Genomic DNA, 23,950 nt, shown 5'->3' with positions numbered 1-23,950 from the left:
TGCGGTTCATGCTCATTGCTCCGTGGCTTGGGCGGCGGCTGCGTCGTCGGCATTGGCTTGTGCGGCCACGGCCTGGGCATTGCGGTTGCCGCCCAGCAGCGCGGCACCAATGAAGTCGCCATTGGTCGGCGGGGGCGCGATGATGACCTGGATCTTGTCCGAGAGCTTGTCGGCCAGCGTCTTCTGGATCAGCAGCGGGTGGCGCGTGACCAGGGCACCCTCGCGCGCCATCTGCTCGGCGTTGACCTTGCCGATGCGGTCCATGCGGTAGGCCTCGGCCTCGGCCAACTTCTGGCGCGCATCGGCTTCGCCGTTGGCTTCGATGCGGCGCGCCTGGGCGCTGCCCTCGGCCGCCTTGATGCGCGAGACCTTCTCGGCTTCGGCTTCGAGCTGGCGCTGCTCGATCTGGCGCTGCTTGAAGGGCAGCACATGCTTCATGGCTTCTTCCTGGGCGCGGGCGGCGATCACCTGCTCGCGCGCGGCGGCCTCGGCGGCCACCTCGCGACGCACCTTGTCGGCACTGGCGTCGAGCTCGGTTTCCTTCACGCGCTTGTCCTTGAGTTCCAGCGTGTAGCGCATCTTCTCGGAGGCCAGTTCCTCGGCCAGCAGGCTGTCCATGCCGCGGCGGTATTCGGCGGGCAGGTCTACCTTGCCGATCTGCACGTGGCGCAGCAGCACGCCGTCGGCGGCCAGGCGGGTGCGCAGCTCGGTTTCGATGATCTGCTGGATCTCGGCGCGCTTGGTCGAGAAGATCTCGCGCACCGTGTAGCGGGCAAACACCTTGTAGATCAGGCCCTGCACGGCGGGCTCGACGATCTCGGCACCGATGTTGTCGGGCAGGCTGCCCGAACGCGAGGCCACGCTGGCGGGGTCGAGCGCATAGCGCACGCCCAGGTCCAGGCCGAAGGACAGGCCTTCGACCGACTGCAGCGGTGCGCCGCCATTGGCCTGGCGCATCTGCTCGGGGCGGTAGGTCTGGTCGCGCAGGGAGAACACGCGCACGCTGTGCAGGCCAGGCAGCACCCAGACGCTGCCGTCGCGCCACTGGTTGACCGAGCCGGTGACCTGGTTCACGCGCACACCGAGTTCGCCCTGGTCCAGGTGCTGCACCGGGGGATTCCTGTAGACCATGGCACCGGCAGCCACCACCGCCGTACCGGCGACGAGCCAGCCGATGACCCGGGGCGATGGCAGGGCCAGGGGGCGGGAGGCAGCCAGGGGAGCGATCGCGGCGGTGTCGTCCTGCACGCCGTCCAGGGTGGGCTCCACGGCAGGGGCGGAGGCAGGGGTGCGGCGCAGGGCGCGGACGATACGGTTCCAGGTGGCTTTCATGGTGTTTCCCTCTTCAGTTCGGTTCGGTGGGTGGCTGTTCTGCAGCGCCGGATTCCTGTGCTGCATTGGTGTCCAATTCTTCGCATTCCCCCCGGAAGCAACAATGCGGCGCCCCCACCAAAGCGCTCACGCCGGCCGTGCAAACGTTCCGGCCGCGGAAGAAAAACTCACACCGCTGCCGGCAGGGGGCCGGGATAATCCGCGCAGGACCACTTCCAGAGCCCCTCCATGACCCGCATTGCCGTGATCGAAGACGACCTGCCCACCAGCAACCAGCTGGCCGGCTGGATCCGCAGTGCGCGCAGCGGCATCGTGATCGACCAGTGGTTCACCCGCGACGAGGCCGAGGCGGCCCTGGCGCGCGAGCACTACGACGCAGTGGTGCTGGACATCGAGCTCGGCCGCGAGCGCCATGCCGGCGTGGCGCTGATCAACGCCATCAACAAGCTGCGCCAGGGCACGCCGGTGCTGGTGGTCTCGGCCATGCCGGCGGCCATCTACCGCAGCATCATGAAGGCGCTGGACGCCTGGGACTACCTGCAGAAGACGACCTTCGAGGAGGCCGATTTCATCGAGACCTTCCTCGACATCCTGCGCACCACGCAGGCGGCGCAACCCGCCGCCGTTGCGGCGGTCGCTCCCGGCGATGCGCTGGTGCTCGACCCGCTGTGGCAACGCAGCCCCACCTGGCGCGGCGAACGCATCAACCTGCCGCTCACGGCGCAGCGCATCCTGGCCACGCTGCACCAGCGCAGCGGCGAGGTGGTGTCGTACGACGAGCTGTTCGAGGTGGTCAAGAGCGGGCGCAACCGCGACAACGTGCGCAAGCACGTGAGCACCATCCGCGAGGCCCTGCGCGAGGTGGACCCGGGCTTCGAGGGCATCGAGAACGTGCCCATGCGCGGCTTTCGCTGGGTCGGCTCGCCGCTGGCGCAGGGCCGCCTCAAGACATGATCAAGCGCCTGCTGCGCCCCGGCCTGGAGATGCCCCGGCTCGAAATGCCGCGCCTGGGGCTGCCGGCCTTTCGCCTGCGCATCCTCGTGCGCAGCGTCTTCATCCTGCTCGCGGTGGCCACCGTGGCGCTCAGCGTGGTGCTGCTGCGCGAAGAGAAGGAGCGCGCCTGGCAGAGCTACCAGCACGGCTTTCAGCGCAGCCAGGCCGAGGTGATGGCGCGGCTGCGCCACCCCTCGGGGCAACTGGCGCTGCTCAACTCGGCCAGCCTGGGCCAGGGGGCCACGCCGCTGGCCCCGCTGCTGCTGCCCTATTCGGCCATCGATTTCGACGACCAGAACAAGGCCCAGCAGGCGGTGGAGATGGCCGGCTGCTCGGTGCTGTACCCCGATGGGTCTTCGGTCTGCGCGGCCATCGGCAACAACCCGTACGCGGGCGGCTTCATCTACATCGTGGGCAGCTTCTATGCCGGCGAGCTGGCGGCGCGCGAACGCGGTGCGCTGGACCTGGCGGCCGTGCACCGCGCCCGCGTGACGCTGGACATGCGCGGCACCACCAGCCGCTGGGTGGCACCGTTCGAGGCCATGGCGCCGGCCAGCGGCACGGCGGCCGGCACCAGCCCCGGAGCGCGTGGCCGGCTCACGGGCTTTGTGGACGCAGGCAGCGACACCCTCGATGTGCGCGCGCGCCCGGTGCGCGATTTCCGCGGCTGGCTGTGGCAGAACGGCCAGTGCCGCGACCTGGCCGGTGCAGCGCCCGACTGCCAGCGCCGCAGCTTCTATTCCATCCGCCTGCCGGTGGAGCTGTTCCGCGAAGCGCTGTTCCGCAAGGACCAGCGCCTGGTGTGGCCGCCCGAGGACCTGGGCAGCATGCGCGTGCGCGTGGAGATGCTCGCGCCCGGTGAGGGCCCGGCCCTGTTCGACAGCAATGCCCCCGGTGCGCAACCCGGCGCCTCGCTGGCGGAAGTCACGCGCAGCCTGCTTCCCGGCGAGAAGGTGCAGGTGCGCAAGATGGGCGAAGGCGAGGAGCGCGCGCTCACCCTCAAGGGCAGCGAGGTGCAGGCCGAGCCCTCGGCGCCCTGGCTGATCCGCCTGGTGAGCTGGCTGCCGCTCGATGCGCCCGATGCGCGCGCCACGCCGGCGGGCCTGGATATCCTCGATACGCCCACGGGCAACTATGTGGTCAGCTTCACCGGCAACCTGCGCGGGCTGGAGCAGGGCCTGGCGGCGGTGGCCACGCGCATGTCCTGGTACCTCGGGGCCATGCTGACGGCGATCGCGCTGGCCTGGCTGATCGTGGAAGTGGGGCTGCTGCGCCGCGTGACCGCCCTCACCCGCCGCGCGGCCGCCGTCTCCTACAACGTGCAGGACGGGCACATCGGCCCGCGCCTCGGGGACCTCGACGTCTCGGACCTGCGCGGCTCGGACGAGCTCGGGATTCTTGCGGGCGGCCTGGCCGACCTGCTGCAGCGCGTGAAGGACGACATCCAGCGCGAACAGCTGCGCGCCCAGCAGGAGCGCGACATGTGGCACGCCGTGGGCCACGAGATCATGTCGCCGCTGCAGTCGCTGATGGTGCTGCACGGCGGGCCGGGCGACCCGGGGCACCGCTACGTGCAGCGCATGCAGCAGGCGGTGCACGTGCTCTATGGCACGGCCTCGCCGGCCGAGGCGCTGCAGGCGGCCGACGTGCCGCAGGGCCGGCTGGACCTCGACGCCTTCTTGCGCCATGTGGCGGACAACGCGCACTTCGCGGGCATCGTGGACGTGGTGTACCCCGGAGGCGCCGGCGCAGTCATCGTGCGCGCCGACGAGTTTGCGCTGGAGGACGTGGTGACGCACATCCTGCGCAATGCCGACCGCTACCGCCCCGCGGGCACGGCCATCACGCTCACGCTCACGGCGTCGGAATCCACCGCCAGCGCCACGCTGCACAACGTGGGGGCCACGATTGCCGACGACCTGCTGGGCCGCATCTTCGAGCTTGGTGTGTCCGACCCCGACCTGCCCACGCCCGTGGGCGAAGGCGAGCACCGGGGCCAGGGGCTGTTCGTGGCCAAGACCTACATGGCCAAGATGGGCGGCACGATCAATGCGCGCAACACGGCCGATGGGGCGGCGTTCATTCTGACGTTCCAGCGGCTGGGCTAGGCAAGGCCGCAGGAAGAAGGCGCCACGGCGCACGGCCGGGGTGGGCGCTGTCCGACAGGGTGCCAGGGGATGCGGGGCTACGCTGCATCCATCCTTTTGCAACTTGGTTGCACCCCTGTCATTTGCGCCCTGCGCAAGGAGCCCTCGCCATGAAACGTTTCGCTTTTTTCGCCCCAGTCCTCACTGCTGCCCTGCTGGTGGCTTCTGGCGCCGCTTCGGCCCAGACAGCTTCTTCGGAGGCCACTGCCCGCTATGAGCAGGACCGCCAGAAGTGCATGACCAACAACACCCAGGACAGCATGGCGACCTGCATGCGCGAGGCCACCAACGCGCTCGATGCATCGCGCAAGGGCCAACTGAGCGACCCCGGCCCTATCGCCGCAGCCAACGGCACCGACCGCTGCAATGCCTTCCAGAACGCGCAGGAGCGTTCGGAGTGTGTGCGCCGCGTCGAGAGCAGTGCCGTGAGTGGCTCGGTCTCTGGCGGCGGCGTGCTGCGCGAATCAACGACGACCACGATCATCGTTCCCGCCAAGTAAAGATCGCCTGCGGCGAATTCAACCCAGCTGCAGACGCATGGCGTCGATGACGCCCTTGTAGTCCGGCTTGCCGAAGATGGCGCTGCCTGCCACGAAGGTATCGGCCCCTGCATCCGCCACCCGGCGGATGTTGTCCGTCTTGATGCCGCCATCCACTTCCAGGCGGATGTCCTTGCCGGAAGCGTCGATGCGACGGCGCACGTCCTCGATCTTGCGCAGGGCGGAGTCGATGAAGCTCTGGCCTCCGAAACCGGGGTTCACGCTCATGATCAGGATCAGGTCGATGTCATCGATCACCCAGTCCAGCACGTCGAGCGGCGAGGCCGGGTTGAACACCAGGCCGGGCTTGACGCCCTTGGAGCGGATGGCCTGGATGCTGCGGTGAACATGGCCCGAGGCATCGGGGTGGAAGCTGATGTAGTCGGCGCCGGCATCGGCAAACGCGGCTGCCAGGGCATCCACGGGCTCGATCATCAGGTGAACATCCACCGGAATGGCGGTTCCATCGGCCGTCTTGGCGTGCGGCTTGAGCGCCTGGCACACCATGGGGCCGAAAGTGAGGTTGGGCACGTAATGGTTGTCCATCACGTCGAAGTGGATCCAGTCCGCCCCGGCGGCAATGACATTGCGCACTTCTTCGCCCAGGCGGGCGAAATCGGCGGAGAGGATCGAGGGGGCTATGCGAAAAGGTCGGCTCATGCCCCGATTGTCGCAGTTACCATTCGCCCATGCCAAAGTACCAGTTTGACGTGCAGGTGCAGCCCGAGTACCTGCCGGAGCAGTCTGCCCCGGACACGGGAGTGTTCAGCTTCGCCTACACGATCACCATCACCAATGCCGGGGATGCGCCCGCGCAGCTGATCTCCCGCCACTGGATCATCAGCGATTCGCGCGGCCACACCGAGGAGGTCAAGGGCCTGGGTGTGGTGGGGCACCAACCCCTGCTCAAGCCCGGTGAGTCGTTCCAGTACACGAGCGGTTGCCGCCTGCGCACGGCCAGCGGCACCATGCATGGCACCTTCCACTGCGTGGGCGAGGAAGGCGAGCCCTTCGACGCCAAGGTGGACCTGTTCATGCTGGAGGCGATCAACCAGGGCCCTTCGGGGCAGCCCCTGACCGGCCGGGTGCTGCATTGAGCCGCAGCGTCGACCTCGCCAGCATCCTGGCGCAGCTGGACCCGGCCGCCGACCTGGCCCACCGCCACCTGTGGCTGATCGGCCTGCTCGACTGGGTGCGCGGCAAGCGCGACTCGGTGCCGGGCGCCATCGGCCGGCTGCAGCTGTTCCTGGATGCGGTGGAAACCCGCCCCGAGGTGCAGGCCAAGCTGCAGGCGTGGTGGGCGGTGCTGGTGGACACGGTGGACATCACCACGCTGCTGGCCGATTTCGGCTTTGCGCCGCGCACGGCACTGGCCAGTGAGGTGGCAGAGCGCCTGCGCACCAAGCTGCTGCCGGCGAGCCCCGAGACCATCGATGCCTCGGAACTGTTCATGCTGGCCCTGCCGGGCGGGTTCGACGCCCAGTGGGTGGCCGCGCTGGAGGAAGCCCAGCTCACGCGCCTGGTGCACCTGCTGGCGCCCACGGACACGGGTGGCGCCTCGCGCTGGCAGAAGGCCCTGCTCGATGCCACCACCTACTGCGCAGGGCAGATCCTCTCGACCGGCTTTGCACCCGAGTTGCGCCTGCGCATGAGCGAGGCGGCGCGCGAGTCCCAGCCTTTCCATGCCCTGATCCACGATGTGGAGAGCCTGCGCGTGGAAGTGCTGCACGGCCTGCGCACACCCGAGCGGCTCGATGCCGCCGTGCAGCGCCTGCGCGAGCGGCTCGAGGCCTGCCGCGCGGCGGCCGCGACTGTGTACACGCATTTCGAGGACAACGGCATCTCGGTCGGCCTGGTGTTCCGCCTGCGCCAGCTGCGCGAGCGCATCCTGCGCGTGCGCCTGCTGCTCGATTGCCTGCTGTCGCCCCAGCCGGCGCTGACGGCCGCCAAGCTCATGGCCAGCCTGGTGCTGGTGGGGCAGGAGCGGCGCAGCCTGCGCGCACTGTTCGCCTCCAATTCCTCGCTGCTCGCGGCCAAGGTGGCCGAGCGCAGTGCCGAGACGGGCGAGCACTACATCACCCGCACGGGCGCCGAGTACCGCTCCATGGTGAAGAAGGCGGCCGGCGGCGGGGCGCTGATGGCCTTCACCACGCTGGCCAAGTTCGGCCTGTATGCGCTGGCACTGTCGGCCTTCTGGGGCGGCTTCTGGGCGGGCGTGAACTACGCCGTCACCTTCGTGTTGATCCAGCTGCTGCACCTCACGGTGGCCACCAAGCAGCCGGCGATGACGGCACCGGCCATGGCCGCCAAGCTCAAGGAGCTCGGGGCCAGCGATGCCATCGAGTCCTTCGTCGACGAGATCACCCACCTGGTGCGCTCGCAGGTGGCCGCAGTGCTGGGCAATGTGCTCGTGGTCTTCCCGGCCGTGCTGGCCCTCGCCCTGCTGATCGCGCAGGCCACCGGCGCGCCGGCCATCACGGAGAAGCAGGCCGAGCATGTGTTCGAGTCGCTGCACCTGCTCGGGCCCTCGCTGTTCTTCGCCGCCTTCACCGGGGTGCTGCTGTTCCTGTCGAGCATCATCGCGGGCTGGACAGAGAACTGGTTCGTGCTGCACCGGCTGGACTCGGCCATGCACTACAACCCGCGCATCACCGGGCTGCTGGGCCATGCGCGCGCAGCCCGCTGGGCGCGCTTCCTGCGCGAAAACCTCTCGGGCTTCGCGGCCAACATCTCGCTCGGCTTCATGCTCGGCCTGGTGCCGGCCATCGCAGGCTTCTTCGGCCTGGGCCTGGACGTGCGGCACGTGACGCTGTCCACCGGGCAGATCGGCGCGGCCTGCGCAACCCTGGGCGTGGCCGTGCTGCACATGCAGGCCTTCTGGTGGGCCGTGGCCGCCATTCCGCTGATCGGCGCTCTCAACGTCATGGTGAGTTTCTACCTGGCCTTCAGCCTGGCCATGCGCGCACAAAGCGTGAGTGGCGTCGACCGCTCGCGCATCTATGCCGCCATCCGCCGGCGTCTGGGTGCTGACCCCTTGAGCTTCTTCATGCCGGGGCGCGGGCGCGCTGCCCCCGGGCCTTGAAACACCCCGCAACAGACTGCGCACAGCCCCTTACAAAGCTCGAAACTGTCCTACAAGAAGCACGGATGGAGACAGTTAAATTAGGCGCACCCTGGCAGCCCTCGGCCGGTGCGCAAAGCCAAAACGGTTCCTGAGGTCTCTGCAGGGTACGTTAAGGTAACGGTGCGCAGCCGCTGTCTGTCGGCCGGGCCATGGCTGTGCACCATGCCGCGCCGCACCGATGTGATCTGGCCGGTACCGCCCGGCACGGGCCACCGCACCGGTGGTGCCGTGCCGCCGAAGAATCAACCCGCGGGCGCCTGCCGCGCCCGCGCCATGCAGAGGTCACCTACATGAATGAAATCCTGAGCTTCTGGGCGCAGTGGCTGCGCCCCTCGGCCGGGCTCCCCACCGTGCAATGGTCCCTGCTGCTGGCCGTGGCCGCCGTGGCGGGCTACCTGTGCCAGCGCCATACCGGCCTGCCCAAGGTGGTGGGCTATTCGCTGGTGGGCACGGCCGCGGGCCTGGCCGGCTTCAGCGGCGCGCTGTGGCCGCTGCAGGGCATCGGCCTGTTCCTGCTGGAGCTCGGGATCGCACTGGTGCTGTTCGAGTGCGGCGGGCGCATTCCGCTGCGCTGGTTCCGCCACAACCCCATGGTGCTGGTGCAGAGCATCGCCGAATCCACGCTGACCTACTTCGCCGTGTACTGGGTGCTGGTATGGCTCAACCAGCCCACCCAGGTGGCCGGCCCGCTGGCCCTGGTGGCGCTGGCCGCCTCGCCGGCCGTGCTGACGCGCGTGGTGGCCGACACCCGCGCCGCCGGCCCGGTGACCGAGCGCGCCATCGTGCTCGCCACCCTGTCCACGCTGTACGCGCTGACCCTGGGCAGTGCCCGCGCCGAGCAGATCAACCGCCAGAGCCTGACGCTTCTGGACACCATGTACCCCGTGGTGGTGGTGCTCGGCGTCTCGGTGGTGGTGGCGGCCGCGCTGGCGCTGGTGATGCGCATGGCGCTGCGCATCATGAGCCCGGCCAGCGAAAACACCTCCATGCTGCTGCTGGCGCTGATCGCGGCCGGCACGGCCGTGGCCGCGCACATGGGCGGATCGGCCCCGCTGGCCGCACTGCTGGGCGGCATCCTGCTCAAGCAGGTGAACCCACGCCCCTGGGCCTGGCCGCGCCAGCTGGGCAATGCCTCGTCGCTGCTGACCATGCTGATGTTCGTGCTGGTCTCCACCGTGGCCGCGCAGGCCGACTGGAGCGGCCCCGTGGCCGGCGTGGTGCTGGCCCTGATCGCCGTGCGCCTGGTGGCCAAGGTGCTGGGCGTGGCCCTGGGCAACGTGGGCAGCGGTGCCAGCTGGCGCCAGGCGCTGTGGGTCGGCGGCGCGATGACGCCCATGTCCTCCATCGCCCTGCTGATCGCCTCGCAGTTCGTCGTGGCCTCGCCTTCCACCGGCCACCTGATCGCCCGCGTTGCCCTGCCCGCCATCCTGCTGATGGAGGTGCTGGGCGCGGTGATCGCCACCGTGGCCATCTACCGCGCAGGGGAGAGTTCGAAACCCTGGGCGCCCCTGTCGAACACCGCCACCAGCAGCAACGGAGACAACGCGTGAGCCTTGAAGCCTTCAACCATTCCGAACCGCTGACGCTGGGCGTCGAGCTGGAGCTGCAGCTCGTCAACACCAACGACTACGATCTCGCGCCCTACGCCGAGGACATGCTGCGCCTGATGCACAAGACACCGCTGCCCGGCAGTGTGGTGCCCGAGATGACGAACAGCATGATCGAGATCTCCACCGACATCTGCCACTCGGCCAGCGAGGTGCTGGGCCAGCTCACGCCGATCCGCGATGCCCTGGTCAAGAGCGCCGACAAGCTCAACATCGCCGTGGTGGGCGGCGGCACACATCCGTTCCAGCAGTGGCACGAGCGGCGCATCTACGACAAGCCGCGCTTTCGCGAGCTGTCGGAGCTGTACGGCTACCTGTCCAAGCAGTTCACCATCTTCGGCCAGCACGTGCACATCGGCTGCCCCGATGCCAATGCCGCGCTGCTCATGCTGCACCGCATGTCACGCTACATCCCGCACTTCATCGCGCTGTCGGCATCGAGCCCCTACGTGCAGGGCCAGGACACGGCCTTCGACTCGGCACGCCTGAATTCGGTGTTCGCCTTCCCGCTGTCGGGCCGGGCACCGTTCGCGCTGACCTGGGAGGACTTCACCGCCTACTTCGACAAGATGACGCGCACCGGCGTGGTCAAGAGCATGAAGGACTTCTACTGGGACATCCGCCCCAAGCCGGAGTTCGGCACCATCGAGATCCGCGTGTTCGACACGCCGCTGACCATCGAGCGCGCCGCGGCCCTGGCGGGCTATGTGCAGTCGCTCGGTGCCTGGTTCCTCGCGGACCAGCCCTTCATGCCCGAAGAGGACGACTACCTGGTCTACACCTACAACCGCTTCCAGGCCTGCCGCTTCGGCATGGACGCGGTGTACGTGGACCCGTCCACCGGCGACCACATGCCGCTGCGCGAGCACATCATGATGACCATGGACAAGATCGCCAGCCATGCCGCCATGCAGGGCGCGGCCAATGCCATGCACATGCTGCGCACCGAGACTGAGGCCGGCCAGAACGACGCACGCTGGCTGCGCGAGCGCCAGCGCGAGGAGCAGCTGCTGGCCGAGGTCAGCCGCCAGGCCGCGCAGCGTTTTCGCGGCGCGCACGCCTGAGCGGCTCGGCTCCAGGGCGGCCATGGCCCTGAGTGCAATGCCACTGGGACCGGCCTGATTGTTCACCTGCAGTTAAGGGCGAATTAACTTCGCGCCCGCGCACTCCAGACCTGCCCACGCATGATGGTGCCACGCACCGCAGCACCCGACTGCGGGCTTCCCCGACCGGGGAAAACCATCAGGAGACAGGACCATGAACGCCCCCCATTCACCTCGCGCAAGGCTGACGGCTCTCGCCGCGCTCGCCCTGGGCCTTGCCGCCCCCACCGCCTTCGCGCAGGCCTGGCCCACCAAGCCCATCAGCCTGGTGGTGCCGTTCCCGCCCGGAGGCAGTTCCGACGTGCTGGCGCGTGCGCTGACGGACCGGCTCGGGCAGAGCCTGGGCCAGGCGGTGATCGTCGAAAGCCGCCCCGGCGCCGGTGCCACGCTGGGGGCGGACTACGTTTCCAAGGCCAAGGCCGATGGCTACACCCTGCTCATGGGCGCGGTGCACCACACCATCGCCACCAGCGTGTACCGCAAGCTGCCCTACGATTTCGAGAAGAGCTTCGCGCCCATCACCACGGTGGCGCTGGTGCCCAATGTGCTGGTGGTGAATGCCAAGTCCACAGCCACCGATGTGAAGGGTGTGGTCGCGCTGGCCAAGGCCGCGCCGGGCAAGTTCTCGTACGGCTCCAACGGCAACGGCACGGTGCAGCACCTGATCGGCACGCAGTTCGCCGGCCTGACCGGCGTGGACCTGCTGCACGTGCCCTACAAGGGCAGCGCGCCGCTGACCACCGACCTGCTGGGCGGGCAGATCGACATGTCCTTCGACACCCTCACGCCGGTGGTGCAGCACATCAAGGCGGGCAAGCTGCGCGCCGTGGCGGTGACGACGGCCAAACGCTCGAGCACCTTGCCCGACGTGCCCACGCTCGCGGAATCGGGCATGAAGGAATTCGACCAGGGCACCTGGTTCGGCATCATGGCGCCCGCAGGCACGCCCAAGGAGGTGGTCACGCGCCTGAACACCGAGCTTGTGAAGATCATCCAGTCGCCGGACTTCAGGAAGCGCATGGAGGAGATCGGCGCCGAGCCCATCGGCAACACGCCGGCCGAGATGGAGGCCCAGATCCGCAATGACACGGCCAAGTACGCCCGCCTGGTGAAGGAGGCGAAGGTCTCGATCGACTGAAGCCCGCGGTGGCGCCCGGGAGACCGGGCCCTGCGCTGTCCCACAGGGTGCAGGCTCTCGCAGAGCCTGCACCTTTTTCATGGGATCAGGATCGCGCGGAAGTCGTTCACGTTGGTCAGCGTGGGGCCGGTGACGATGGCATCGCCCAGGGCCTCGAAGAAGCCGTGGGCGTCGTTGTCGTCGAGCCGGTCGCGGGCGCGCAGGCCCAGGGCGCGTGCCCGTGCAAGGGTATCGGGTGCGAGCGTGGCGCCGGCGATTTCCTCCTGGCCATCCACGCCATCGGTATCACCGGCCAGGGCATGGATGCCGGGCTCGCCGCCGAGTGCGATGGCCAGGGCCAGCAGGAATTCCACGTTGCGTCCGCCTCGCCCCTGGCCCCGCAGGGTCACCGTGGTCTCGCCGCCCGACAGCAGCACGCAGGGCCTGGCAAAGGGCTGGCCGCGCCGTGCCACCTGCAGCGCGATGCCTGCAAGCACCTGGGCCACATCGCGCGACTCGCCCTCGATCGCATCGCCCAGGATGTGGGCGTTCCACCCCGCTTCGCGTGCCACCGCCGCAGCGGCTTCGAGTGCCATCTGCGGCGTGCAGACGAGGCGGGTCTCGATGGAGGGAAGGCCGGCAGCGCCGGGCTTGGGCGTTTCGCCCGCACCGCTGGCCAGCAGGTCGAGCGCGGCCGGCGGCACCGCGATGCCATGGCGGCGCAGGATGGCGAGCGCGTCGGCACAGGTGCTCGGGTCCGGCACGGTGGGCCCGGAGGCGATGTCGGCCGGATCGTCGCCCGGCACGTCGGAGAGCAGCAGGTTCACCACACGCGCGGGCGCGCAGGCCAGCGCCAGCCGCCCACCCTTGAGGGCCGAGAGGTGGCGCCGCACGCAGTTCATCTCGGCGATGCTGGCGCCGCTGGCCAGCAGGCTGCGGTTGAGGGCCTGCTTGTCGGCCAGCGTGATGCCCGGCAAGGCCAGCGGCAGCAGCGAGGAGCCTCCGCCGGAGATGAGGCACAGCACCAGGTCGTCGGCCGTGAGGCCGGCAACCAGGGCCCGCATGCGGCGTGCCGCCTGCTCACCCGCCGCATCGGGCACGGGGTGTGCAGCCTCGGCGATCTCGATGCGCTGGCAAGGCACGGCATGGCCGTAGCGTGTGACCACCAGGCCCGACAGCGGACCGGGCCAGTGGTCTTCGACCGCACGCGCCATGGCAGCCGAGGCCTTGCCCGCACCAATGACCACGAGCCGCCCCCTGGGCGGCAGCGGCAGGTGGGGTGGCACGCACAGCGCCGGCTGTGCGGCTGCGATGGCTGCGTCGAACATGCGGCGCAGCAGGGCTTGCGGCGTATCCCCATGCATCATCGGATTCCGGTCGGCCCGCGGCGAAGCAGGCGGGGCGCGCAGGGCCCCGGGGAGAGGTGCGGACCTCAAGCGGCCTTGCGCTGTGCCTGCACACCCAGTTGTGCGCAGACGGCATCGGTCACCTGGGCGGTGGTCGCGCTGCCGCCCAGGTCCCGCGTGTGCAGGGCCGGGTTGGCGGTCACGGACTCCACGGCGGCCATCACCTGCGCGGCGGCGGCGTGCTCGCCCAGGTGCTCGAGCAGCATCACCACCGACCAGAAGGTGCCCACCGGGTTGGCCAGGCCCTTGCCCATGATGTCGAAGGCCGAGCCGTGGATGGGCTCGAACATCGAGGGGTAGCGGCGCTCGGGATCGATGTTGCCGGTGGGCGCGATGCCCAGGCTGCCGGCCAGCGCGGCGGCCAGGTCGCTCAGGATGTCGGCGTGCAGGTTGGTGGCGACGATGGTGTCCAGCGTGGCCGGGCGGTTGACCATGCGCGCCGTGGCAGCGTCGACCAGTTCCTTGTCCCATGCCACGTCGGGGAATTCCTTCGCGATCTGTACCGCGATCTCGTCCCACATCACCATGGCATGGCGCTGGGCGTTGCTCTTGGTGACCACCGTGAGCAGCTTGCGCGGCCGTGACTGGGCCAGGCGGAAGGCATAGCGCATGATGCGCTCGACCCCGGCGCGCGTCATCATCGACACGTCGGTGGCGGCCTCGATGGGGTGGCCCTGGTGCACGCGCCCGCCGACACCGGCGTACTCGCCTTCGGAGTTCTCGCGCACGATGACCCAGTTGAGGTCGTCGGGCCCGCAGCGCTTGAGCGGACCGTCGATGCCCGGCAGGATGCGCGTGGGCCGCACGTTGGCATACTGATCGAAGCCCTGGCAGATCTTCAGGCGCAGGCCCCAGAGCGTGATGTGGTCGGGGATGTGCGGGTCGCCGGCCGAGCCGAACAGGATGGCGTCCTTGCCGCGCAGGGCATCGAGCCCGTCCGCAGGCATCATCGCGCCATGGGTACGGTAGTAGTCGCCGCCCCAGCCGAAATCCTCGAACTCGAAGCGGAAGGAGGACTGGGCGGCGGCCAGGGCCTGCAGCACCTGCCGGCCCGCGGGCACGACCTCCTTGCCGATGCCGTCACCGGGAATGGTCGCGATCTGGTAGGTCTTCATGGGGGTGTCTCCGTGCGGGATGTGAATCGATGCCGCCACTGTAGGAACACCGCAGGCCCTGCGCTCACGCTAATATTCAATCCATCGTTAACCTGGATTCAACAATGGGAGGCACGATGGGCAAGGGCATCCAAGCCGCGGACCTGGGCTTCTTCTCCTCGCTGGCCAGCGCCGGCAGCCTGAGCGCTGCCGCGCGTGAGATGGGCATCACTACGCCGGCCGTGAGCAAGCACCTGGCGCTGATGGAGTCTCGGCTCGGGGTGGCGCTGGTGAACCGCACCACGCGGCGCATGGGCCTCACGCCCGAGGGCGAGCTGTACCTGGAGAACGCGCGGCGCATCCTGGGCGAGATCGATGGCATGGAGGAGCTGCTGGGGGTTTCCAAGGCGGTGCCCAAGGGCCTGCTGCGGGTGAACGCCACGCTGGGCTTCGGACGCAGCCATGTGGCGCCACTGATCTCGCAATTCGTGCGCAAGTACCCCGAACTGGAAGTGCAGCTGCAGCTGTCGGTCAACCCGCCGGCGCTGACCGAAGACGCGTTCGACGTCTGCATCCGTTTTGGCGCACCGCCGGACTCGCGTGTCATCGCGCGGCACCTGGCGCCGAACCGCCGGCTCCTCTGCGCGTCCCCGGCCTACCTGGCCCAGCATGGCATTCCCAAGGTGCCCAACGACCTCACCAAGCACAACTGCATCGGCATCCGCCAGGGCGAGGAGGCCTATGGGGTGTGGCGGCTCTCCAGCGGCCGGGGCCGCAGCGTCCAGGTCGAGGCGGTCAAGACGCGTGGCAGCCTCACCACCAACGATGGGGAGATCGCCGTGAACTGGGCCCTGGACGGCCACGGTATCCTGATGCGCGCACAGTGGGACATCGAGCGCCATCTGCGCAATGGCCGGCTGGTGCCGGTACTGCCCCAGTACTTCACGCCCGATGCGGACATCTACGCCATCTACCCGCAGCGCCACCAGTTGGCGGCGCGGGTGCGCGCCTTCGTGGATTTCGTGGGGCACGCGTTCTCCCAGCCGCCGGGCACGGCCCAGGCCGGGTAGCGCTGCGCTCAGGCGCGCCATCCATGCGGGCGGTGCCACCAGCGCCGGCCTGCGCCCAGCAACCGGCCCCAGCCACGCCACAGCATGCCGGGGGCGCTCCACAGCGCTTCGTTGCGCAGCCTGCTCGCCTGCTGCACCGCCGCCTGCCTGCAGCGCAGGTAATCGGACAGTTTCCATTCAGTGTGCGGCGGCATGGGGGCCTCCCTTTCCAAGATGCCGTGACTGTAGGAAAGGCAAGTCCTCGGGGCAACGCCCCGGGCTGCAACAGCGCTTTGCGCCAGCTGCAAAGCCGCCCTCGCCTGCGATGGGTGCCGCTACCATTGGCCCATGCGCGATATCCGCTTTGAAGACATGCACCTCTTCGTCCGTGTGGCGGACCTGGGCTCGCTCTCGGCCGTGGCACGCGAGCGCGACGTGCCCGTGAGCCAGGTGTCACGCACGCTGGCGCGCATCGAGAAGGCCTGCAATGCGCGGCTGATCCACCGCTCGACCCACGGCCTCACGCCCACGGCCGAGGGGCTGACCTTTCTCGAATACTGCCGGCGCCTGACCAGCACCATGGACGAGCTCGAAGGCGAGTTCGCCAGCCAGAGCGGCCAGGCCAGCGGCTCGGTGCGCGTGGCCGCCAGCTCGGTGGTGGCCGAGCACCTGCTGATCCCCAGCTTCGACAGCCTGCAGCAGGCGCACCCGCTGCTGCGCGTCGAACTCGTGGTGGACGACCGCATGGCCGACATGGCGCGCGATGGCATCGACATCGCCATCCGCACCGGCCCTCCGACCAGCGACACGGTGGTGGCCCGCCCGCTGGGCACCCTGGTGCGCCGGCTCTATGCCACGCCGGCCTACCTGCAGGCCCACGGCACGCCGCAGCACCCGGACGAGCTGCACCGCCACCGACTCATCACCAACAGCGCCGTGGCCCAGCTCAACCGCTGGCCCTTCATCGTCGACGGTGAACCGCATGTGGTGGTGGCCGACGGGCACTGGCGCTCCGGCAGCACCGGCATCACGGCGCGCCTGGCGCTGCAAGGCCTGGGCATTGCACGGCTGGCCACGCTGGTGGCCGAGCCGCTGGTGCAGCAGGGCGTGCTGGCGCCCGTGCTGCGCGCGTGGGTGGACGAGCAGCCCTCGCCGATCCACGCCATCACGCTCACGCGCAGGCACCGCCTGCCCAAGATCAAGGCCTGCATCGACCACTGGGCCCAGTGGTTCGCGGGCCCGCCAGCCTGACGCAGGCCAGGCCAGCATGCACCCCTGCGGCGCTCAGAATGCGCTGGCGTCCAGCGGCTGCACCACACCCACCAGCTCGGCCAGGCCTTCCGTGGCGATCGGCAGCTTGGCCACCGCCGCCAGAAAGGCGCCCTGCGTGGCATAGGCCTTACCAGGGCCGATCAGCGATGCGAACTCCTGCACCTGCTGGGCCGTGGGGGCCACGCCCGTGACGCTCTGGAACAGGAAGCCCACCAGGCCGTCATTGCCGATGCCGGGGGCCAGCGCATCGATGAAGGACTGGGCCAGCGCGTCCAGGCCCGCCAGGCTGTCGGCCTTGTGCACCCACTGGCTCAGGGCTGCGGTGTCCGGCTTCTGGCCGAAGATGGTGTAGGCCAGGGCCAGCATCTGGCCGGTCTTGCCGCCCTCGCTGGTCGCGCTGGGCAGCGCCACGTCGAAGGCAAACAGGCTGCCTTGCAGCTCCACGCGTTCCACGCCGCTCAGGGTGACGGGGCCCGTGGGGGTGTTGATCACTACCTTGCCGCTGCTGTCCTGGCTGATGCCCAGGCGCAGCACGTCGGCCAGCGTCGCGGAGACCACCACCGTGTCCACGCCCGAGCCGCCCGTCACCGTGTCGGCGCCGCCGCCGGTGACCACGCGGGTCAGGGGCAGATTCGGCACGACGATGGTGTCGTTGCCACTGGAGCCCTGCAGTGTGGCCGGCTCGCCAGGCGCCGTGGGGGGAATGACGGGGATGGTCGGCGGGGTGGGCGTGCCACCGCCACCGGATGCGGGCGAGCTGCCGAGGTTGAGGCCGATCAGGATCGGGTTGTGGTCGCTCGAACGGTAGGGGTCGGCATTGAAGTAGCTGGCGTCCTGCGCGTCGTTCTTGTTCTCCATGTTGTAGTCGAGCACCGCCGGCTCTTCGGCGTTGATGCCCCACTTGTAGGTGCCGCTCACCTGGCCGGCCAGGCTGCCGCTGGCCAGCGCATGGTCGAGCGATCCCCAGAGGCCGTCGAACGAATAGGAGTTGCCCGTGGAGACCTTGGTGTAGCCGTTGGCGGCCAGCTTGGTGATCGGGTCTTCCTTGGCATAGGCGTTGAAGTCGCCGACCAGCAGCACATCGCTGTCGGTGGTGCCGGTGGGCTTGGTGGCCAGCCAGGCGGACAGGTCCTCGGCGGCCTTCACGCGGGCCAGGTTGTTGGCGCCCTGGCCATCGCCGATGTCGGCATCGAGCACACTGCCCTTGGACTTGAAGTGGTTCACCACCACGGTGAACTCTTCGTTGTCGGCGTTGGACTTGAAGGTCTGGGCCACCGGAACGCGGCTGCCGAAGGCGGCCGAGAACGCGGTGTACACGGTGGGGTCGGCCACGGCGGCCTGGCCCACCGGGGTCACCTTGCCGGGCTTGTAGACAATGGCCACCATGATGGCATCGGTGCCTGCGGTCGCAGCATCTCCGGCCTTGGCGCCATCGTTGTAGGGTGCCTTGATGTAGGCATAGGTGCCTGCACCGGCCTTGGCGTTGAGCGCATCCACCAACGCGTCGAGGGCACTGCTGCCGTCGGCGAAGCCGTTGTTCTGCACCTCCATCAGGCCCAGCACATCGGCGTCCATGCCCACCAGGTTCTCCACCACCTTGGCCTGCTGGCGTGCCAGTTCGGCGCTGTTGGTGGCACCGCGGCCGGATTGCGTGGCGCCGTCGGGTGTGGTGAAGCTGCCGGTGCCCAGCGTGGTGAAGTAGTTGAGCACGTTGGCCGAGCCGACCTTGATCTCGGCATTGCGGATGCTGGCCGGGATGTCGGCCACGGTGGGACGCGCGTCGCCCGTGAAGTTCACGGCCTGCGTGGGCTGCACGCGGTAGCTGGTTTCGTGCGTGGCGGCGGCCGCGTCCACCAGTTGGTCGACGATGCCGGTCACGCTGGCCACGCTGTCGCCCGCGCGCAGCGTATTGCTGGCCGACAGCGGCTGGCCGCCGCGGCCGATGTGGGTCGCGGGGTTCTGCGAGCCGTTCAGGTCGTCCAGGATGATCTGGTCCTTCTTGAGCTCGGCCAGGTAGTTGGTGTTGCCGCTGACGCTGGGCGCATGCAGTTCGGTGTACTGCGACTGCACGGCGTCCGAGGTCAGCGTGACCTGGCCGTACTGGCCCAGGTTGTAGTTGTCGGTGACCACCAGCTTGCCTCCGGCGGTGCCGGACTGCACGGTCACCAGCATGCCTTCGTAGGCCTCCCAGTCCACGGCGCTGGCCACGGGCAGCGTGACCACCGCCGCAGCGGGCAGGCCGGCGTTGTCCTGCACCAGCGTGAAGCCCGTGGGGGCGGTGAGCTGTGTCTGGCCGCGAAAGTCGGCCACCGTGCCCTTGATGCGCACCTTGTCGCCCACGCTGTTCGCATCCAGGCCCGCGATGGGGGTGCTGCCGTAGTAGACGAAGATGCCTTCGGAGGTGCCGGCATTGCCGTCGTAGTCGGCCGTCTCTTCCTGCACGTAAAAGCCCTGCAGGTTGGGCGCGTAGCCGGTCACGATGCCTTCGATGGTGACCGTGTTGCCCATGAGCAGCGCGGTGTCGGTGCTGCCCTGGATCTCGTGGATCTTGGTGATCGGGGCTTCGTCGGTGCGGACCAGCCCTTGCGCAGCGCCGCCGATGATGGTGGTGCCCGCCGATGCGCCCGACAGCGTGACGGTGAAGGCTTCGTCCTGCTCCAGTTGGGTGTCGCCCTGCACGCCGATGGTGATGGTCTTGCTGGTCTCGCCGGCCGCGAAGCTCACGCTGCCCGAGGGCAGTGCACCGCCCACGAAGTCATCGGTCGCAACGGGCGAGCCGCCCGAACCCGCCACGGCCCACTGCACCGAAGCAGCGGCCGAGGCATCGCCCGCGCGCGTCACGGTGAAAGTGTAGTTGGTGGTGCCGCTGTTGCCTTCCGGCTTGTCGGCGCTGGTGGCGGCAATGGAGACCACCGGGCCTGTGAAGCTCTCGATCTTGAAGTCGTCCACGCGCCAGCTCGAGGCGGTGTTGGAGCCCGTGCCCGACGCCTGGTACTGGAACGCGAAGTGGACATTCGCGCCCTGGATGGCCGAGAGGTCGATCAGGCCCGAGGGCGTGGTCGTCTGGCTGTCTGCCGGCGAATGGGTGTAGGACAGCTGCGTCCAGGTGGCGGCCGTGGGGTCGCCCGAGCCGCTGTAGTTGGTGGAGTAGTAGAGCTTGACCTCGGGGTCGGCGATGCCGGTGTCGGCAAAGCGCGTCCAGGTGCTGAAGCTCAGGAACTCGGCGCTCGTGCCGTCGAGGTTGAAGGCCTTGGAGACCAGCCAGTCGTTGGCATTGGCGGTGTCGCCAAAGCCGTTGACCTCGGCGGTCTTGGTGGCCGCGCTGTAGTACCAACTGCTGGCCGCGTCGGCATCCTTGCTGAACACCGTGAACTCGCTGAAGCCTGCGGCGTTCTCGAAGGTCTGCGTGTAGCTCGGGGCCGCGCCTGGTGGAAGGGCCGGGGCACTGGTCAGGCCCGGCGATCCGATGTTGGCCGGCGTTCCGGTCTGCGCGAAGGCGCCCAGTTGGCCGGCCACGGCAGCCTTGTAGGTCGGGTTGGTGGTGGACAGGCCGTCCCACACGGCCGAGGTGGTGGCCGTGCCGCCGAAGGCCACGCCCGCGTGCTCGGAGCCGGTCACCGCGCCGCCACCGGTCTTGGACATGGGCGCCACCGCCGTGCTGCCATTGGTGAAGGCCGCGCCGCTGTAGTTGATGGCCGTGGCCACTTGGCCGTTGGCGTCGAGGATCACCACGCCGTCGCCCTTGCCCAGGCCCGGACCGCCCACGGCCACGACGCTGGTGTTGGCATCCAGGCCCCAGGCCGCCTTCAGCGCGGCGGGATCGGTGACTTCACCGGCCACCACCAGCTTGCCGCCGGCAGGGATCTTGGTACCGCTGGCAAACGTGCCCAGCTTGGTCGGATCGGCGGCCGAGTCGGTCCACTTCCAGCCAGACAGGTCGATCTCGGTCGTGCCGTAGTTGAACAGCTCGAAGAAGTCGCCCGGGGTGGCGTTGGAATTGACTTCGGTGATCAGCAGCTTGGGCGCTTGAACCACCAGCGTTCCGGGCGAGCCGATGTTGGCCGGCATGCCGGTCTGTGCAAAAGCGCCCAGTTCGCCCACCACAGCGGCCTTGTAGGTCGGGTTGGTGGTGGAGACGCCGTCCCACACGGCGGATGCGGTGGCCGTGCCACCCACGGCCACGCCCGCGTGCTCTGTCACGCTGACCACGCCCCCGCCGCTCTCGGCCAGCGGGTTCACCGTCGTGCTGCCATTGGTGAACGCGGCGCCGCCGTAGTTGAGGGCCGTCGCCACCTGGCCGCTGCCGTCCAGGATGACCACGCCATCGCCCTTGCCCAGGCCGGGGCCGCCGACGGCGACGACATTGGTGCCGGCGTCCAGGCCCCAGGCGGTCTTCAGTGCGGTGGGGTCCGCCGTCTCACCGGCCACCACCAGCTTGCCGCCGGCGGCGATCTTGGTGCCGCTGGCAAAGCTGCCCATCGTGCCGGAAACGCCTGCGGAGTCGGTCCACTTCCAGCCAGTTAGGTCGATCTCCGTGCTGCCGTAGTTGTACAGCTCGAAGAAGTCGCCGGGCGTGGCGTTGGAGTTGACTTCGGTGATCAGCAGCTTGGGCGCAGGGGCGGCCGAGGTGGTGAAGTTCAGCGCCGCATTGCCCGTGAGGCCGGTCCAGCTGTTGCCGTAGTGGTCCTTGAGGGTGCCGGACACGGCTTCGACGTAGTACGCGGTGCCCGCAGCCAGGTCGGCCGTCGGGTTGATGGTGACGGTATTGAAGGCCACCGTGACCTGGGTCGTGTCGGTGGCGGCGATCGTCGCCACGACGCTGTTGTCGCTGACCTTCTTGATCACGAAGTCGCCCGTGCCACGTGCCACGCCCTCATTGAAGCGCAGCACGATGTCGGCGCTCTTGCCAAAGTTGGCGGCATCGTCGGCAGGCGTGCTGCTGGCCAGTGTGGGGCCCGTGCTGTCGGCGACATCGGCGCCGATCTGCACCCAGTTGCCCACGAATTTCTGCTGTGCTGCGGGCAGGTCCTTGGACGCGGTGGAACCGCCCCAGGTGCTGTCGCCATTGTCCTGCAGCAACTGCACCAGGGTGCCCTGGGCCGTGCTCTGCACGTCGACGATGGTCTCGAAGCTGCCGCCTGTAGGGTCGCGCAGGGTATCGAGGTTCACGTCCAGCTCGGTGGGCGTGGTGCCCACGCCGTCCCAGCGGAACAGACGGAAGTCGTGGGTGACTTCGTTGCTCGCCGAGCCCGATGGGCCGGCCAGGATCAGGTAGCTGCCGTCGCCCGCCTTCTCGATGGAACGGATGCCGCGGCCGCCGAGGTTGAGTTCGTGGACGGCGCTGACGTTGGGTGCGGAGCCGCCACTGGCATCCACTAGGCCCGCCACGGCCAGCTCCAGCACCACGGCCTTGTCGCGCGTGTTGGCGTCGGTCTGTGGCGCGCGGAAGGCCACCAGCAGCTTGCTGCCGTCCTGCGAGGCGGTCATGCCTTCGATGGAAAAGCCGTTGACGTTCTCGGGGATCACACCGGTGGCCGAAGACACCGCGAAGCCGAAGTAGTTCGCACCCTTGCCGTGTGCATTGCCCTGGTCCCAGGCCACGAGCTGGGCTTCCAGACCGCTGTGCTTGCCCAGGTAGGTGAACTGGGTGTCGGCGCCCGTGCCGGTGATCTGCACGGCCACGATGAATTCGCGGCTGTCCTGGTCCGCACCGCTCTTGTTGTTGCTGTGCGAGCCGGTGAAGTAGAAGGTGTCGCCAATGCGCGTGCCGGCTTCCAGGTCCAGTTCGCCGCCATTGCCCAGGGCGGTGCCGTAGTTCCATTCCTTGACGGCCGGTCCGCCGGCACGGTCGTACACGCGCAGCACGCTGGCTTCGTCGTCGCCCACCACCATCCAGTTGGCGTCAAGCGCCAGCGCGGCCGAGGCGTCGGAGCTGCCCGCCGTGGTGCCGGTGTTGGGGCTGAAGGTCTGCTGGCTGCCGGCCGAGCCCAGGTCGGCAAAGTCGATCCTGAGGTTGCTCTTGGTGGCGTTGGTGACACCGGCAGCCGATCCGCCGGTGAAGGCGCCATCGGCAAACGTGACCGTCAGGTTGTTGACGTCGTTGGCGTTGGCATGGCTGTTGGCGGTCCCGGTGAAGCCCAGTTCGGCCGTGGTGGCGCTGGTGCGGGTGAGCACGGCGGTGAGGCCTGCGGGCACATTGCTGACCGTGGCTGCGGACAGCAGGCTGGCGCCATCGGCGCCGGTGAAGGTCTCGCCAGTGAGCGTGATGGTAATCTTGGAACCTGCGGCCAGATGGCCGTCGAAGGCCTGGGATTCGTTGATGCTGCCGCTGTAGGCCAGGCTGGGGCCGACGGGCCCGGCGGCGGTGGAGCTCACCACGATGTCGTCGATGCCGATCCATTCATCGTTGCCCACCGCATTGGTGGTGATGATGCGCAGCTGCAGCTGGGCCGCACCATTGGCATCGGCAGGCAATGTGACCGAGACCGGGGTGTCTTTGGTGAGGGACGGGCCGTTCGAGGCGTCCGCCACGGAGGCGGTAGGCACATTGACGAAATTGCCCGTGTTGCCCACGCGGTACTGCAATGCCACGGGCTGGACGGCGTTGTCGGCGGTGGTGTCCACGTCGCGCAGGGTGTAGCTCACCACGATGTCCTTGCGACCAGAGGCATCCAGGTGGACCACCAGGTGCGGCGCGTTGGCCGAACCGGAGCCCTGCAGCCCGACCACAGGATTGGCCAGGCCATCGAATTCGGCGGCCCCGCCAGACGAGCTGGTGACCAGCGCCTGGGCAAAGACGCCCACGGTACCGCCCGCCCCGTCCGCCACCACGGTCTGAGGGTCGACGCCGGTCGACGCCGTCAAGCCGTTGCCCAGGTATCCCATGGTGGAGGGAACACCGCTCCAGTCATTGGCGGTGGTGATCAGCCCGGTATTGGTCCAGTCCTGGCTGAAATTGCTGGTCGACAGGGCGTGGTAGACGGTGGTCATGCTCGTTTCCTCCGCATGCGTGCGGGTGTATAGGTCAATGGGGAGGCGCTGGCGAAAGTCCTTTTCACCGCGCAGGAGGAGTGGGCCTGCGGACAAGGAGTCCGGGCCGCGAACCGCTGACTCTAGGCAGCCTGTGTTGCAGTGGTATGTCACCCTCCCGCAGACGTGCGGCGCGAC

The 23,950-nt window shown here is 68.8% G+C and carries 16 protein-coding genes; 10 read left to right on the top strand and 6 right to left on the bottom strand.

The genetic code is table 11. The annotated features are described in order from the left end of the window. Positions 1 to 12: 12 nt before the first annotated feature. The gene (locus tag AC07PF_RS17830; RefSeq protein ID WP_494612754.1) at positions 13 to 1,332 is read right to left on the bottom strand and encodes an SPFH domain-containing protein; all 1,320 of its coding nucleotides are present in this window, start codon (positions 1,330 to 1,332) and stop codon (positions 13 to 15) included. A 228-nt stretch (positions 1,333 to 1,560) separates the two neighbouring features. Here AC07PF_RS17830 and AC07PF_RS17825 point away from each other — a divergent pair, with 228 nt between their 5' ends. The 3 genes from AC07PF_RS17825 to AC07PF_RS17815 all read left to right on the top strand — a co-directional run bounded on the left by AC07PF_RS17825 (position 1,561) and on the right by AC07PF_RS17815 (position 4,972). Further along, positions 1,561 to 2,286 carry a response regulator gene (locus tag AC07PF_RS17825; protein WP_145697068.1) on the top strand — a complete coding sequence of 242 codons (726 nt, stop codon included), beginning with the start codon at positions 1,561 to 1,563 and terminating at the stop codon, positions 2,284 to 2,286. Next, a complete protein-coding gene (locus tag AC07PF_RS17820) occupies positions 2,283 to 4,433 on the top strand; it encodes a sensor histidine kinase (RefSeq protein ID WP_494612753.1) in 2,151 nt (716 codons plus the stop codon). Before AC07PF_RS17825 ends, AC07PF_RS17820 begins: the two co-directional genes overlap by 4 nt. A 149-nt stretch (positions 4,434 to 4,582) precedes the next feature. Beyond that, a complete protein-coding gene (locus AC07PF_RS17815) occupies positions 4,583 to 4,972 on the top strand; it encodes a hypothetical protein (RefSeq protein ID WP_007850950.1) in 390 nt (129 codons plus the stop codon). A gap of 18 nt (positions 4,973 to 4,990) precedes the next feature. On the opposite strand, the gene rpe is transcribed toward AC07PF_RS17815, so the two are convergent. Next, the gene (gene rpe, locus AC07PF_RS17810) at positions 4,991 to 5,671 is read right to left on the bottom strand and encodes a ribulose-phosphate 3-epimerase (protein WP_494612752.1); all 681 of its coding nucleotides are present in this window, start codon (positions 5,669 to 5,671) and stop codon (positions 4,991 to 4,993) included. 29 nt (positions 5,672 to 5,700) lie between these two features. On the opposite strand from rpe, the gene apaG reads away from it, so the two are divergent. From apaG to AC07PF_RS17785, 5 genes are all read left to right on the top strand, one after another. After that, entirely contained in the window at positions 5,701 to 6,108 is a 408-nt protein-coding gene (gene apaG / locus AC07PF_RS17805; protein ID WP_007850946.1) for a Co2+/Mg2+ efflux facilitator ApaG/CorD, read from the top strand. Then, positions 6,105 to 8,093 carry a transporter-like protein TlpB gene (gene tlpB, locus AC07PF_RS17800; protein ID WP_494612751.1) on the top strand — a complete coding sequence of 663 codons (1,989 nt, stop codon included), beginning with the start codon at positions 6,105 to 6,107 and terminating at the stop codon, positions 8,091 to 8,093. The genes apaG and tlpB overlap by 4 nt, the downstream gene beginning before the upstream one ends. 332 nt (positions 8,094 to 8,425) lie before the next feature. Beyond that, entirely contained in the window at positions 8,426 to 9,685 is a 1,260-nt protein-coding gene (locus AC07PF_RS17795; RefSeq protein WP_007850939.1) for a cation:proton antiporter, read from the top strand. After that, entirely contained in the window at positions 9,682 to 10,806 is a 1,125-nt protein-coding gene (locus AC07PF_RS17790) for a YbdK family carboxylate-amine ligase (protein WP_007850937.1), read from the top strand. The genes AC07PF_RS17795 and AC07PF_RS17790 overlap by 4 nt, the downstream gene beginning before the upstream one ends. Before the next feature lie 193 nt (positions 10,807 to 10,999). After that, the gene (locus tag AC07PF_RS17785) at positions 11,000 to 11,983 is read left to right on the top strand and encodes a Bug family tripartite tricarboxylate transporter substrate binding protein (RefSeq protein WP_007850935.1); all 984 of its coding nucleotides are present in this window, start codon (positions 11,000 to 11,002) and stop codon (positions 11,981 to 11,983) included. A 77-nt stretch (positions 11,984 to 12,060) separates the two neighbouring features. Here AC07PF_RS17785 and AC07PF_RS17780 read toward each other — a convergent pair whose 3' ends face one another. Both AC07PF_RS17780 and AC07PF_RS17775 read right to left on the bottom strand, forming a co-directional pair. Beyond that, a complete protein-coding gene (locus AC07PF_RS17780) occupies positions 12,061 to 13,329 on the bottom strand; it encodes a glycerate kinase type-2 family protein (RefSeq protein WP_494612750.1) in 1,269 nt (422 codons plus the stop codon). A gap of 65 nt (positions 13,330 to 13,394) precedes the next feature. Then, positions 13,395 to 14,483 (bottom strand): tartrate dehydrogenase, encoded by a 1,089-nt coding sequence (locus AC07PF_RS17775; protein WP_494612749.1) that lies wholly within the window; start codon positions 14,481 to 14,483, stop codon positions 13,395 to 13,397. Positions 14,484 to 14,599: 116 nt separating this feature from the next. On the opposite strand from AC07PF_RS17775, the gene AC07PF_RS17770 reads away from it, so the two are divergent. Further along, positions 14,600 to 15,532 carry a LysR substrate-binding domain-containing protein gene (locus AC07PF_RS17770; protein WP_494612748.1) on the top strand — a complete coding sequence of 311 codons (933 nt, stop codon included), beginning with the start codon at positions 14,600 to 14,602 and terminating at the stop codon, positions 15,530 to 15,532. An 8-nt stretch (positions 15,533 to 15,540) separates the two neighbouring features. Here AC07PF_RS17770 and AC07PF_RS17765 read toward each other — a convergent pair whose 3' ends face one another. Then, positions 15,541 to 15,726 (bottom strand): hypothetical protein, encoded by a 186-nt coding sequence (locus tag AC07PF_RS17765; RefSeq protein ID WP_494612747.1) that lies wholly within the window; start codon positions 15,724 to 15,726, stop codon positions 15,541 to 15,543. A 157-nt stretch (positions 15,727 to 15,883) separates the two neighbouring features. Between AC07PF_RS17765 and AC07PF_RS17760 the strand changes: the two genes are divergently transcribed. Further along, entirely contained in the window at positions 15,884 to 16,762 is an 879-nt protein-coding gene (locus AC07PF_RS17760) for a LysR family transcriptional regulator (protein WP_494606792.1), read from the top strand. A gap of 33 nt (positions 16,763 to 16,795) precedes the next feature. On the opposite strand, the gene AC07PF_RS17755 is transcribed toward AC07PF_RS17760, so the two are convergent. After that, a complete protein-coding gene (locus tag AC07PF_RS17755) occupies positions 16,796 to 23,773 on the bottom strand; it encodes an ExeM/NucH family extracellular endonuclease (protein ID WP_494612746.1) in 6,978 nt (2,325 codons plus the stop codon). Positions 23,774 to 23,950: the final 177 nt, after the last annotated feature.

It is taken from the genome of Acidovorax sp. GW821-FHT10A04, assembly GCF_059415825.1.
This window is presented reverse-complemented; position numbering and strand designations above follow the sequence as displayed.